Origin of the sequence: Bacillus sp. AY3-1 (assembly GCF_008368785.1) — a bacterium.
GTDB lineage: Bacteria > Bacillota > Bacilli > Bacillales > Bacillaceae_G > Bacillus_A > Bacillus_A wiedmannii.
Window position 1 is genome coordinate 218111 of sequence record NZ_QORZ01000009.1, and the last position, 13932, is coordinate 232042.

16 protein-coding genes and 1 tRNA gene are annotated in these 13932 nt (G+C 39.7%); 7 read left to right on the top strand and 10 right to left on the bottom strand.

Annotated elements, in window-relative coordinates:
* Window positions 1–297: 297 nt before the first annotated feature.
* Window positions 298–1248 carry a nucleoside hydrolase gene (locus DN389_RS06435; protein ID WP_088123729.1) on the top strand — a complete coding sequence of 317 codons (951 nt, stop codon included), beginning with the start codon at window positions 298–300 and terminating at the stop codon, window positions 1246–1248.
* Between the two features lie 50 nt (window positions 1249–1298).
* Here the strand turns inward: DN389_RS06435 and eno are convergent, their stop codons facing one another.
* The 10 genes from eno to DN389_RS06485 all read right to left on the bottom strand — a co-directional run bounded on the left by eno (window position 1299) and on the right by DN389_RS06485 (window position 10845).
* Window positions 1299–2594, bottom strand: coding sequence for a phosphopyruvate hydratase (eno, locus tag DN389_RS06440; protein WP_000103948.1), 1296 nt, complete (start codon window positions 2592–2594; stop codon window positions 1299–1301).
* Between the two features lie 30 nt (window positions 2595–2624).
* A complete protein-coding gene (gpmI, locus tag DN389_RS06445; RefSeq protein WP_001231145.1) occupies window positions 2625–4154 on the bottom strand; it encodes a 2,3-bisphosphoglycerate-independent phosphoglycerate mutase in 1530 nt (509 codons plus the stop codon).
* Entirely contained in the window at window positions 4151–4906 is a 756-nt protein-coding gene (gene tpiA, locus DN389_RS06450) for a triose-phosphate isomerase (RefSeq protein WP_001231043.1), read from the bottom strand. The genes gpmI and tpiA overlap by 4 nt, the downstream gene beginning before the upstream one ends.
* A gap of 33 nt (window positions 4907–4939) precedes the next feature.
* Window positions 4940–6124, bottom strand: a complete 1185-nt coding sequence (locus DN389_RS06455; protein WP_001036333.1) for a phosphoglycerate kinase — start codon at window positions 6122–6124, stop codon at window positions 4940–4942.
* A gap of 139 nt (window positions 6125–6263) precedes the next feature.
* A complete protein-coding gene (gene gap / locus DN389_RS06460) occupies window positions 6264–7268 on the bottom strand; it encodes a type I glyceraldehyde-3-phosphate dehydrogenase (RefSeq protein ID WP_000161234.1) in 1005 nt (334 codons plus the stop codon).
* Between the two features lie 26 nt (window positions 7269–7294).
* Window positions 7295–8323 (bottom strand): gapA transcriptional regulator CggR, encoded by a 1029-nt coding sequence (gene cggR, locus DN389_RS06465; protein ID WP_001258183.1) that lies wholly within the window; start codon window positions 8321–8323, stop codon window positions 7295–7297.
* Between the two features lie 135 nt (window positions 8324–8458).
* Window positions 8459–8704 carry a glutaredoxin family protein gene (locus tag DN389_RS06470; protein ID WP_000869731.1) on the bottom strand — a complete coding sequence of 82 codons (246 nt, stop codon included), beginning with the start codon at window positions 8702–8704 and terminating at the stop codon, window positions 8459–8461.
* Between the two features lie 9 nt (window positions 8705–8713).
* Entirely contained in the window at window positions 8714–10021 is a 1308-nt protein-coding gene (rpoN, locus tag DN389_RS06475) for an RNA polymerase factor sigma-54 (protein ID WP_149236926.1), read from the bottom strand.
* A gap of 271 nt (window positions 10022–10292) precedes the next feature.
* Complete coding sequence (locus DN389_RS06480; RefSeq protein ID WP_088123731.1) at window positions 10293–10589, bottom strand: hypothetical protein; 297 nt, start codon at window positions 10587–10589, stop codon at window positions 10293–10295.
* A 180-nt stretch (window positions 10590–10769) separates the two neighbouring features.
* Window positions 10770–10845 (bottom strand) — tRNA-Arg (locus tag DN389_RS06485).
* A gap of 205 nt (window positions 10846–11050) precedes the next feature.
* Between DN389_RS06485 and DN389_RS06490 the strand changes: the two genes are divergently transcribed.
* From DN389_RS06490 to DN389_RS06515, 6 genes are all read left to right on the top strand, one after another.
* Window positions 11051–11257: a DUF1657 domain-containing protein gene (locus DN389_RS06490; protein WP_000216160.1), complete on the top strand. Its 207-nt coding sequence runs from the start codon at window positions 11051–11053 to the stop codon at window positions 11255–11257.
* Between the two features lie 93 nt (window positions 11258–11350).
* A complete protein-coding gene (locus DN389_RS06495; RefSeq protein WP_149236927.1) occupies window positions 11351–11836 on the top strand; it encodes a hypothetical protein in 486 nt (161 codons plus the stop codon).
* Between the two features lie 29 nt (window positions 11837–11865).
* Complete coding sequence (spoVAC, locus tag DN389_RS06500) at window positions 11866–12342, top strand: stage V sporulation protein AC (RefSeq protein ID WP_000095399.1); 477 nt, start codon at window positions 11866–11868, stop codon at window positions 12340–12342.
* On the top strand, window positions 12343–13359 hold the full coding sequence (gene spoVAD / locus DN389_RS06505) for a stage V sporulation protein AD (protein ID WP_149236928.1): 1017 nt from the start codon (window positions 12343–12345) through the stop codon (window positions 13357–13359). It begins immediately after the preceding gene.
* Window positions 13356–13706, top strand: coding sequence for a stage V sporulation protein AE (gene spoVAE / locus DN389_RS06510; RefSeq protein WP_000575918.1), 351 nt, complete (start codon window positions 13356–13358; stop codon window positions 13704–13706). The genes spoVAD and spoVAE overlap by 4 nt, the downstream gene beginning before the upstream one ends.
* Before the next feature lie 11 nt (window positions 13707–13717).
* Window positions 13718–13924: a DUF1657 domain-containing protein gene (locus DN389_RS06515; protein WP_000215899.1), complete on the top strand. Its 207-nt coding sequence runs from the start codon at window positions 13718–13720 to the stop codon at window positions 13922–13924.
* Window positions 13925–13932 lie beyond the last annotated feature (8 nt).

A 13932-nucleotide genomic window follows, 5' to 3' on the forward strand; every position in this document is an offset into this window, starting at 1 on the left:
ATCTTTATCATAGTATAAATTGTAAAAAGCTGCAATTTATCAACTTGACAGCAAAAACAGCTTATGTTAGACGCTTACAACCTTGATATGACTGGATTTTCGTATAGAAATTAAGTCAAAAACCTTGACCTAATATAAAAAGTTTTTATTTTCTGAATTTACAACGTTGCTATTTCAATAAAATAATCTTTTTATCCTTAAGCTTACATATATATAAAGTGAAACTTTCATTAGTGGTGGTTTTCTTCATCCCCACAATCGGACTTTTACGGGATAAACAAGATAGGTGGTGAACATATGCCAAAAAAAGTTCTTATTTTTTGTGATCCTGGGATTGATGATACGATGGCTCTCCTCTTAGCATTCTTTATCGATGAAATAGAAATCGTCGGCATTGTTGCTGATTACGGCAATGTTCCAAAAGAAATGGCCGTACAAAACGCTCATTTTCTTAAGAGCGAAGCAAAGGATAGAAATATCAAGATATTTGGTGGATCAGAACGTCCACTTACTGGCGCCCCCCCTGCTTTCTTTACGGAAGTACACGGGAAACAAGGGCTCGGGCCAATTATTCCAAAGGGACATGTGACTAACGGAGAAATGGAGAATTTTTTCGAAGTCATTCCTCTTATTGAACAGTATAAAGATGAATTAATCATTGTTAGTTTAGGCAGACTTACCTCCCTAGCAATTTTATTCATCTTATGTAAACAGCTCATGAAGCAAGTTAAATCTTACTACGTAATGGGCGGTGCCTTTTTACACCCTGGTAATGTTACCCCTATTTCCGAAGCAAACTTTTATGGCGATCCTACTGCTGCTAATATAGTCCTTCAATCCTCACCTAACATGTACATCTATCCATTAAACGTCACTCAGTATTCCATCATTACACCAGAAATGGCTGAATACATTGAAGCAAAAGGAAAAGCCCCACTCGTCAAACCGTTATTCAATCATTATTACTACGGATATTATAAAGACGCCTTACCGCATTTAAAGGGGAGCCCCTTCCATGACACAATGCCAATACTCGCTTTACTTGATAACTCTATGTTTACATATCACAAGTCACCTATCGTTGTCATGACAGAATCTTATGCACAAGGAACAAGCATAGGGGAATTTCGTTCTTTAGGAGAATCTAAGCCATTTATTGATTGGCCGAGTCATCAAATCGCAATTGATTTTGATTATAACCGCTTCTTTAAACATTTCATGTCACTTATGACGGGTGAGCAATTTTAACATAAAAAAACAGACCGTGATTTCTCACGGTCTGTCATTATTTTCTACAATTATCGTTTGATGTTGTAGAAAGATTTGATACCATCGTAAACAGCGATTTCGCCTAGTTCGTCTTCGATGCGTAATAATTGGTTGTACTTAGCAATACGGTCAGTACGGCTCATAGAACCAGTTTTGATTTGGCCAGCGTTAGTTGCAACTGCGATGTCAGCGATTGTAGCATCTTCAGTTTCACCAGAACGGTGAGATACAACTGCTGTGTAACCAGCACGTTTAGCCATTTCGATAGCTTCGAAAGTCTCAGTTAAAGTACCGATTTGGTTAACTTTAATTAAGATTGAGTTAGAGATACCTTTTTCGATACCTTCAGCAAGTTTTTGAGTGTTAGTTACGAATAAGTCGTCACCAACTAATTGTACTTTATCACCGATACGCTCAGTTAATAATTTGTGACCATCCCAGTCGTTTTCGTCTAAACCATCTTCGATAGAGATGATTGGGAAGTCTTTGCAAAGCTCTTCGTAGAAATCAACCATTTCTGCAGAAGTTAAGCCAGTACGGCCTTCGCCTGCAAGGTCATATTTACCAGTTTCTTTGTTGTAGAACTCAGAAGAAGCAACGTCCATTCCTAAGAATACGTTCTCGCCAGCTTTGTAACCAGCTTTTTCGATAGCTTCGATGATTACTTCTAATGCTTCACGGTTAGAACCAAGGTTTGGAGCGAATCCACCTTCGTCACCTACTGCAGTGTTAAGACCTTTGTCATGTAATACAGCTTTAAGTGCATGGAATACTTCAGCACCCATACGGATTGATTCTTTGAATGTTGGAGCACCAACTGGTAAGATCATGAACTCTTGGAAGTCTACGTTGTTATCAGCGTGAGAACCACCGTTGATGATGTTCATCATTGGAGTTGGTAATTGTTTTGCATTGAATCCACCAAGGTAACGGTATAATGGAAGACCTACGAAGTCAGCTGCTGCGTGAGCTACTGCCATAGATACACCAAGGATAGCGTTAGCGCCTAGTTTACCTTTGTTTGGAGTGCCATCTAATTCGATCATAGCACGGTCGATACCAGCTTGGTCAGTTACGTCGAAACCAACGATTTCTGGAGCGATTGCTTCGTTAACGTTGTTTACTGCATTTAGAACACCTTTACCAAGGTAACGAGATTTGTCACCGTCACGTAATTCTACTGCTTCGTGCTCACCAGTAGATGCACCACTTGGTACGATAGCGCGTCCGAAAGCGCCGCTTTCTGTGTAAACTTCTACTTCTACAGTTGGGTTACCACGAGAGTCAAGGACTTCGCGAGCATAAACATCAATAATTGTTGACATAATAAATTCTCTCCTTTTTATATAAGCAAATTATTTAATAATTGTTTTACCTGTCATTTCTTTCGGTTGTTCCACATTTAAAAGCGTAAGCATTGTTGGAGCGATATCTCCTAAAATACCACCTTCACGAAGCTCTACATCATTTTTTGTAACGATGAAAGGAACCGGGTTAGTTGTATGAGCTGTCATTGGTCCACCATCAGCAGTTAACTCCTGATCAGCATTACCATGGTCAGCAGTAATAAGTGCTACACCATCTTTTGCAAGAATCGCTTCTACAACTTTTCCTAAACATTCGTCAGTTGCTTCTACTGCTTTAATTGTTGGTTCCATCATCCCAGAATGGCCAACCATATCACAGTTTGCAAAGTTAAGAATGATAACATCATGTTTATCATTTTCGATTTCATTTACTAAAGCGTCCGTTACTTCGTAAATGCTCATTTCAGGTTTCAAGTCATACGTTGCAACCTTCGGTGAGTTAATTAAAATACGCTCTTCTCCTGGGAATTCAGCCTCACGACCACCGCTAAAGAAGAATGTAACGTGCGGATACTTTTCAGTTTCCGCGATGCGAAGTTGCTTTAATCCCGCTTGCGCAACAACTTCACCTAATGTGTTATCAAGGTTCATTGGCTTGAATGCCACGTAACCATCTACAGTTTCACTGAAATGTGTCATACAAACGAATTCAGGAATGTGAGGTACTTTTTCACCACGATCGAACTCACGGAAGTCTTCGTTTGTAAATACACGAGCAATTTGAATTGCACGGTCTGGACGGAAGTTATAGAAGATAACTGCATCATCATCATTGATTGTTGCAACTGGCGTGTTATCTTCGTTAACAATTACAGACGGCAATACGAATTCATCATAGATACCGTTCGCATAAGAGTCTTCTACACACTCTTCTGCTGATTTATAAGTAGGGCCTTCACCATTCACCATAGCACTGTAACATTTTTCTACGCGATCCCAACGCTTGTCACGGTCCATAGAGTAATAACGACCAGAGATAGTCGCGAATTGTCCTACTCCTGTTTCTTTAATTACTTCATTTGTTGCATCGATATAACCTTTTGCTGTTTGTGGTCCAACATCGCGGCCGTCTAAGAATGCATGGATATAAACTTTCTCCACGCCTTCTTTTGCTGCTAAGCGAAGAAGAGCAAACATATGGTTCATGTGACTGTGCACACCACCATCAGAAAGTAAACCGAATAAATGAAGAGCAGTACCTTTTTCTTTTACGCTTTTAATTGCATTTTGGAAAGTTTCGTTCTGATCGAACTCACCTTCACGAATTGCAACGTTTACGCGTGTTAAGCTTTGATATACAATGCGGCCAGCACCGATATTCAAGTGACCAACCTCAGAGTTACCCATTTGACCTTCTGGAAGACCTACTTCCTCACCACAAGCTGTAAGCGTTGTGTGAGGGAATTTGTTCCAGTAACCATCAAAATTAGGTTTCTTAGCTTGTGCTACAGCATTCCCATGAGTTTCTTCACGTAGTCCGAAACCATCAAGAATGATTAAAGCTGTTGGCTTTCTCATTTTACCGCCCCCAGAAGACCTAAGAACGAAGCAGGCTCTAAGCTAGCACCGCCAACTAAAGCGCCGTCGATGTCAGATTGTGCCATATACTCTTTAATGTTTTCTGGTTTTACGCTACCGCCGTATTGAATACGAACAGCTTCTGCAGCTTCTGTAGAAACAGCTTCTGCAACAACTTTACGGATGTGCGCACATACTTCGTTTGCATCTGCAGAAGAAGAAGATTTACCTGTACCGATAGCCCAGATTGGCTCATAAGCGATAACAGTTGCTTTAACTTGCTCTTCTGTTAAACCTGCAAGTGCTTTTGTCACTTGACCTGCTACTAGATCAAATGTTTTTCCGCTTTCGCGCTCTTCTAAAGTCTCACCACAACATACGATTGGTGTTAAACCATGTTCAAATGCTGCAAGAGTCTTTTTGTTTACTGACTCATCTGTTTCAGCAAACATTTCACGACGCTCAGAGTGGCCAAGTACTACGTAGCCTACTTTTAAGTCGCTAAGTGCTACTGGGCTAATTTCGCCAGTGAATGCACCATTTTTTTCGAAGTGCATGTTTTGTGCACCTACTTGTAAATCAGTTCCTTCAGTTGCTGCTACTAAACGCTCTAAAAATAGAGCTGGAGAGCAAACTACTGCATCAACAGCTGAAGCTGCTGGGATTTGACCTTTAACTTCCTCTACGAAGCTAACTGCTTCAGATAGAGTTTTATTCATTTTCCAGTTACCTGCGATAATTGGTTTACGCATGCTTTGCACCGTCCTTTTTTCTTTGGCTGCTACTTATTTGTCGTTAAGACAAACTACACCTGGAAGCTCTTTGCCTTCCATGAATTCTAATGACGCACCGCCGCCAGTAGAAATGTGGCTCATTTTATCAGCCATACCGAATTTTTCAACAGCTGCTGCAGAGTCACCACCGCCGATAACAGAGTATGTATCTTCTGCATCTGCTAATGCTTGTCCTACTGCTTTTGTACCTTCTGCGAATGGAGTCATTTCGAATACACCCATTGGTCCATTCCATACAACAAGCTTAGAATTTTTAATTACATCTGCATAAATTTCACGTGTTTTAGGACCGATGTCCACGCCTTCCCAAGTAGAAGGGATAGAGTCGATACCTACGATTTGAGTTGTTGCAGTTTCAGAGAATTCCTCTGTGATTACAACATCAACTGGCATGTAGAAGTTTACGCCTTTTTCTTTTGCAAGTTGCATAAATTCTTTAGCTAGTTCGATCTTGTCGTCTTCACATAGAGATAGACCAATTTCATGACCTAAAGCTTTAACGAATGTGTAAGCAAGTCCGCCACCGATGATTAAGTTATCTACTTTGTCTAATAGATGACGAATTACACCGATTTTATCTTTTACTTTCGCACCACCGATGATAGCTGTGAATGGACGTTCTGGGTTAGAAAGTGCTTTTCCAAGTACATCTAACTCTTTTTCCATTAATAATCCAGATACTGCTGGTAGGTAGTCTGCGATACCTGCTGTAGAAGCGTGAGCACGGTGAGCTGCACCGAATGCATCGTTTACGAAGATATCAGCAAGAGCTGCAAATTCTTTCGCAAGTTCTGCATCGTTCTTTTCTTCGCCCGCATAGAAACGTACGTTTTCAAGAACTAATACGTCGCCTTCGTTCATTGCTGCAACCATTTCTTGTGCAACTGGTCCGAATGCTTCGTCTGCTTTTTTAACATCTTTACCAAGAAGCTCGCCTAAACGTGCTGCTACTGGAGTAAGACGTAATTCTTCTACTGCTTGACCTTTTGGACGGCCTAAGTGACTTGCTAAAATAACTTTCGCACCTTGCTCTACTAAATATTGAATTGTAGGAAGAGCTGCACGGATACGAGTTTCATCTGTAATTTTGCCTTCTTTCATAGGTACGTTGAAATCAACGCGGCAAAATACACGCTTACCTTTTAAATCTACGTCACGAATTGATTTTTTGTTCATTGGATTTCCCTCCGACTACTAGTTAGGATTGACAAAACCCACTCAAAAGCTTAACACATTTGCTTTTAAAACGAAAGAAGAGAGAGAGGGAACAAACCCTCTCCCTCGTTTTGTCATTGATTACTTATATAATTAAGAATTAAAGACCTTTAGAAGTCATGTATGCTGCTAGGTCTACTACGCGGTTAGAGTAACCAGTTTCGTTATCGTACCAAGAAAGTACTTTAACCATGTTACCTTCCATTACCATTGTAGATAATGCATCGATTGTAGAAGAAGCTGTACATCCGTTATAGTCGATAGATACTAATGGCTCTTCGCTGTATCCAAGGATACCTTTTAATTCGCCTTCAGCTGCTGCTTTGAATGCTGCGTTTACATCTTCAACTGTTACTTCTTTGTCAAGTTCAACAACTAAGTCAACAAGAGAAACGTTAGCAGTTGGAACACGTACAGCGCCACCGTTTAATTTACCTTTAAGTTCTGGTAATACTAATGCTACAGCTTTAGCTGCACCAGTAGATGTTGGGATCATGTTTTCAGCTGCTGCACGAGCACGACGTAAATCTTTGTGTGGTAAGTCTAAGATTTGTTGGTCGTTAGTGTAAGAGTGAATTGTTGTCATCATTCCGCGTTTTACGCCGAATTTTTCGTTTAATACTTTAGCGAATGGAGCTAGACAGTTTGTAGTACAAGAAGCGTTAGATACTACGTTGTGGTTAGCTGCATCATATTGTTCGTGGTTAACACCCATAACTACAGTGATATCTTCGTCAGAAGCTGGAGCTGAGATGATAACTTTCTTAACTGATCCACCTAAGTGTTTTTCAGCGTCTGATTTTTTAGTGAAACGGCCAGTAGATTCTACTACTACTTCTACTCCGTAGTCGCTCCATGGTAATTGAGCTGGGTCACGCTCAGCGATAACTTTAATTTCTTTACCGTTAACAACGATGCTGTTTTCGTTAGCAGATACTTCTGCATTTAAAGTTCCGTGAACTGTGTCATATTTTAAAAGGTGAGCTAATGTTTTAGCATCTGTTAAGTCGTTGATTGCTACTACTTCTACCTCAGAGTTGTTAAGAGCTGCGCGGAATACGTTACGTCCGATACGTCCAAATCCATTAATACCAATTTTAGTCATTTGAATTTCCTCCTTGGGGGATTATATTAAAGGGTAATACCCTTTGTTAACTGTTTTGCTGCACCTTCATCTGTAATTAGAATTGAAGTATGCCCTTGTTTAATTACAGCCTGTATTGCCTTTGCCTTTGAAGAACCTCCAGCGACTGCAACAACGTGAGATACATGTTGTAAATCCTCAAGTTGCATACCAACTGTTCTTACTTTATGAACAACATTTCCTTGTTCATTAAAGTAGTAACCGAAAGCTTCGCCTACTGCTTCGCTTGCTTGAATCTTTAACCAATCTGCTTCTGAAGTATTTCTGCGACGTGCCATTGTTAACGCATCACCTATTCCATGAATGACGATATTGGAAGATCGAATCAACTCAAGAACTTCTTTCACGGAAGGCTCTGTCACAATAGACGCATATGCTTCGCTACTAACATGGTCTGGAACATACAATAAGCGATAATTACTCATCGTATTTTGTGCCATCTTGGCACAAATGGTATTGGCTTCTAATTCGACACCCTCTCCAATTCCACCACGCGCTGGGACAAATAGCATATGTAAATCTTTGCAATCAAGCTGCATCATGTCCGCAGCAGCAGCTAGCGTAGTTCCTCCAGCCACAGCAACGATATTATTCGCTGTCAGACGGTCTTTTATACAAGTCACACAAGCACGGCCCATCTCCAGTTTGACCCAAGGTGATTCATCACTATCACCAGGGACAACGAAAACTTCATCCAAGTCTAATGTTTCCTTAAGTTGCTTTTCTAAAACCTTTAACCCGGAAATTTCTTTCATAAAGTCTTCCAAAGCAAGAACTAAAGCTGTTCCTTCTTCTGTCAAAGTCATTCCAGAAGAAGCGACGTGAACTAAGTTTTGTTCTTTCAAAACTTGAACTTCACTTCGCAATACTCGTTCTGTCATACCGAGACTTGCTGACAAGTTTCTTCTTCCAATCGGCTGCATGAGCCTAATGTATTGAAGAATTTGCATTCTCGTTTGCATAACAGGTAGCAGATCAGGTAATAATTTTTTTGTGTTCTGAATCCATGAGCGCATATCTTTTCTCCTCACTACATTGGTTCATTTTTCCTCGTGGTCACTTTACGTCCCGTAGTGACATTTTGTGTCCCACATAGGTTAAAAAAATAATCCCTGCTACGTGTATTATTGTAACAGGAGATAGAAACTTATTCAACTCTTAACTGCATTCTTTATATAGTTTATTATGACACCTTTGTGAATGTTACCATATTCTACTTGTTTTCCGCCTATTTCTACCACCGGAATCATTAGGTGATATTTTTCTAAAAGGTCATTATCTTCATATATATTTATTTCCTCGATTTGAAAAGAATATTCACATTGTACTTCCTCTAAAACTTGTTTCGCCTGCACGCAAAGGCCACAATCTTTTTTTGTATACAGTACAACTTTCATATTCTTCACCTATCCGATCGTTTTTCGTAATGATGACGCTGGAATGTGCATTTGTTCTCTATACTTCGCCACTGTTCTTCGAGAAATAACGATTTCATGCTCTTCTTCTAATAATTTTGAAATCTTTTGATCTGAAAGTGGCTTTTTCTTATTCTCCGCCTCAACAAGCTTTTGGATAAATCGTTTCACACGCTTTGTAGAAACTGCTTCATCTTCAGTAGTCGAAACAGCATTACTAAAGAAAGATTTCATCTCAAATAAACCATGTGGTGTTTGCACATATTTATTTCGCGTTGCACGACTAATTGTAGATTCATGCACACTTAACTCTTCCGCTACCTCTTTTAAAGCAAGCGGTTTTAAATATTCTGGACCTTCCCAGAAGAAATCACGTTGTTTTTCCATAATAATAGTCATCACTTGCAGAAGCGTTTGTTTTCTCTGTTTTAAACTGCGCATAATCCACTGCACATGCTGATACTTTTCTGATACATAAGATGCTACTTCACTTTCACTATTATTCAGAAGCGCACTATACTCAGAATGAATTTCAATTCTCGGCATATTTCTCTCGTTCATTTGTAAAACGAGACGATCACCATCTTTTTTCACCGCCATATCAGGCACAATATAAAGCGGTTTCTCAGAAGAAAACGCAAGACCTGGTTTCGGCTGTAATGACGTAATACAGTTCACCGCCGATTGCAATTCTTCATTACTACACTTCAACACTTGAACGAGCTTTCGCCAATCTTTCTTCACGAAATAAGCGAAGTGATCCTCTATAACCTCTTCCGCTAATCCATTCCGTCTTTGTAAGCGCTTCAATTGTAAAGTTAGACATTCCTGAATATTACGCGCTCCTACCCCTGCTGGCTCGAGTGATTGGACAAGCTCTACAAAGCGGGCGACTTCATGAATCGGTGCGGAAAGGAGATCCGCTAACTCTTCGTTCGTTTCTTGTAAATACCCATTTCCATCCATGTTCATAATAATGAAAGAAGCTATTTTTCGCTCTTCTTCATCTATTTTATAATACTGTATTTGATTTAATAAATGTTGCTGAATCGTTGTTGAATCCACACTGTAGATTTCCATCTGATTCTCGACTTGTTTGCTGGTACTTTTACTGTTGTTAGAGCTCTTTTTCTTCTCCCTCTCAAAACCACCTAACTCAATAAGGGGATTCTCTAACGATTGCTCATACAAAAACTCTGATAATTCTTGTACATTATACTGGAGCATTGTAATCGCTTGCCTTAACTCTTGTGTCATTGCCAAACGTAAGCTTTGTTCTTGTAAAAGACTTGCCTTCAAACTAATCTCCCCCTTGTTTCTATTGTACAATAAGTTTGGTAAAAGGAGAATGCTATCACAGACACCCATTCCAAAATATTATTAATTTATATGTATTAATGAGATTTACAACTTACAACCGAAATTTGAATAATATTGAAAGAAAATAATAGCGCGATAAAATTATCACCACATACTAATAGTAAATCTTATTATCAGATATAACAAGTGTTAATAAATAAGGTCTGCACTTATATTTGTAAGTGCAGACCTTTTTATGCAGATAGATTCATTATGCTTCGTTAAATATAACATCCCCTTCTTCAGCAGGCCATTCACCTTCTAATTCCATGTCGTCTAACATCATTTCAGCCGTAAAGACAATCGCTATTAAATCCTTATGGTAGTCTCCGCTAGGCAAATAGTGACTAGGTCCAAAACAATCCCTATCAATTTCTTTATAGTGCAATTCCATATTTAACATGAATTTCAACATTTCATCGCCTGTAATTTCACCAGAATCAGATACAGCAACGGTTCTACGTTCGTTATCCCCTAAAATACTTAAATATCCACTAATTTTACGCACCTGCAATCCCCTCATACTATAAGTTTTAGATAATTTTAGGATAAACTCATTACAAAATTAACAGAAGTACCTTGTAGGTCCATAACAAAAACCCCCTATACACGATTATTTCTAATCACATACAAGAGGTTGTTTTAAATTTACTATTTATTTTCAACACGTAACACCAACAATACATAACGCGCCCAGAGGGATTCGAACCCCCGGCAGACGTGGTACCGGAAACCACCGCTCTATCCGACTGAGCTATGGGCGCATGATTATAGAAAATACTTCATTTTCTTTTCATAATAATAGCAATAAAATCCATCTAAATCAATAAAAATATCCCAGTAATCCTTTATGCACCTTAGTTAGGAATATATTAACAAAGTACTATCCCCTAAATTTTCCAATCATAAATTCACCCCAACTCACAAATTATAACCTTTGAATTGATATTCCAAAGGGGGCTTCATTCAATGACTGTAATTACTAAACTAAAGCAAACTGTTTCTGGATTAAAAAGTGCACAAGCTAGCTTAGAGGGATTCGCTCTTGATACGGATAACCAACAAGCGAAGCAACTTTTCCAAACAGCTGCAGAGCAAACGCAAACGATTATCGATTCTTTAAATCCACGCGTTGAAGAAGTCCAACAAGAAGAACCACAATACTCACAGCAATAACGGATTAGTCATGCTGTGAAATAGAAAAAGGATGATATGCAGTCATCCTTTTTCTATCACATTACATATTGCAATAGAAATGGAATGATAATCATGCGAAAACTCGGTCTCATAACCGCATTATTTGCCCTTCTATTTAGCTCTTTTACCGGATGTGATAATAGTCCCTTAGATAAAAAAGTGAAAGAAGAAGCAAAGCGAACGGAGAAAGAAAAAGGTCCCAAACTAACAAAGACGAGTACGGAATCCTTTAATCAATCTATATCACAAGGAGCCAAGAAAAGGGCTCTCGCTATGGATGAAATTATAAAAAGCACAGCAGTGAATTCAAATTTGGATCTCTACATAGCAGTTCTACCTGAGCATCACGAAAGGTTTGGATTAAAGCCTCTGCGTAAGAAGCTTCAAAAGCAGCTAAGTGATGAGCATCCTACTTTCGATGTTCGTGTAAGTACTGATAAAAAAATCTTTATGTTACTCGAAAAGCTTGAGAGCAAAATTAAGAAAAAAGAAGTGTCTAAAGACGAGATCAATAAGCAATTAAAACTCATTGGGAAAAAAATGGAGTCTAACACTTAACGCTTTTTAATAGAAAAGGAAGGATCGCAATGTCTAGTAAAGATAAGAACTTAACCCCTGTGCAACAAGAGTATAAAAAATTCGAGCAAGAACGCGAACCGAAGCGTCCTGTCTTGAAAAATTGTATTAAAGCCTTTTTCGTCGGTGGTTTTATTTGCTTCATCGGACAACTCATTTCTACGTTTTATATCACATATTTTGACTTCACTGAGCGTTCAGCAGGAAATCCAACAGTCGCAACTCTCATTTTCATTTCCATGTTACTAACTGGTTTTGGTATATATGACCGCTTTGGGCAGTTTGCTGGAGCAGGCACAGCTGTACCCGTTACTGGATTTGGTAACTCTGTTATTGCCGCATGTATCGAACACCGAACAGAAGGGTTCGTACTCGGCGTTGGAGGAAATATGTTTAAATTAGCCGGCTCTGTTATTTTGTTTGGTGTATTTTCAGCTTTCGTCATCGCACTTATTAAAACGATTCTCGTTCAATGGGGAGGGCTATAAATGTTACAAGGACACCGAACGTGGGTATTTGAAAATAAACCCGTTATTATTTCGACAGGAGTCGTTGGTGGACCGTTTGAAGCAAAAGGAAACATTCCAGAAGACTTCGATATCCTCCATGAAGATTTATGGATCGGACAGGATTCCTATGAAAAAGCCCATAAAATTTTATTCGAAGAAGCTTGTAGCCGCGCTACTGAAAAAGCCAAGCTTCGTAAAGACGATATTCAATTCGTACTTGCAGGAGATTTAATTAATCAAATCACTCCAACAAGCTTTGCCTGCCGTACACTCGGAACACCATATCTCGGATTATTCGGAGCATGTTCTACTTCCATGGAAGGATTAGCGCTCGGGGCAAGTATTGTAAATGCAAAAGGCGCAAAATATTTATTAACCGGGGCATCTAGTCATAACGCTGCTGTAGAGAAGCAGTTCCGATATCCAACTGAATACGGCGGTCAAAAACCTCCTACCGCACAATGGACAGTAACTGGAGCTGGCGCAGCTATTTTAAGCGACACTGGACATGGTCCTAGAGTAACATCTGCAACAATCGGACGAGTGATTGATATGGGATTAACAGATCCTTTTAATATGGGTGGTGCGATGGCCCCAGCAGCTGTCGATACGATTGAGGCCCATTTACGCGAACGACAAATTGACGCCTCTTATTACGACTTAATTGTAACAGGTGATCTTGGACATGTCGGTCGCGAAATTGCTTATGACTTACTACATAAACACGGAACAAAAGTAACGAGCGAACAGTTTCAAGATTGCGGCATACTCATTTATAGAGAAGGGCAACCTGTCATAGCTGGTGCTAGCGGACCGGGATGTTCCGCTACAGTCGTGTACGGTCATTTATTAAACCGAATGAAAAGAGGAGAATTCAAAAAAATACTTGTCGTTGCGACAGGCGCTTTACTATCTCCACTTACATTCCAACAAGAAGAAACGATTCCGTGTATCGCTCACGCCGTTTCGATTGAATTTGGAGGTGCAACGCAATGATTTTTTTCTGGGCTTTCGTCATCGGCGGACTCATATGTGTAATTGGCCAACTTATGTTTGATGTTGGCAAGCTAACACCCGCTCATACAATGGCAACACTCGTTGTTGCCGGTGCTATACTGGACGGATTCAACCTGTATGAACCATTAATCGACTTTGCTGGAGCCGGGGCAACTGTACCTATTACAAGTTTCGGTAACGCCCTCGTTCACGGCGCAATGGAAGAAGCTGCAAAACACGGCATCGTCGGTGTCATTACCGGAATGTTTAAAGTAACAAGCGCTGGTATTTCTGCTGCTATCATATTCGGGTTCATTGGTGCATTACTATTCAAACCGAAAGGATAAGAGGTGTTTGTATGACAGTTATCGCTAGCGTTAAAACCTGCCTTGCTAGTGTAAGGGGCGCTCAAGCAAGTTTAAGCTCCCTTTCACTACATTCACAGGACGCGGAATCAAAACGCGTATTTCATGAATGTATGTTAGAAATGGACAGCATCATCGCTGATTTACAGAATAGAGTTTCATTATTAGAACGTGAAGAACCTCAATATAAAGGGTTTTAAGTAGACTG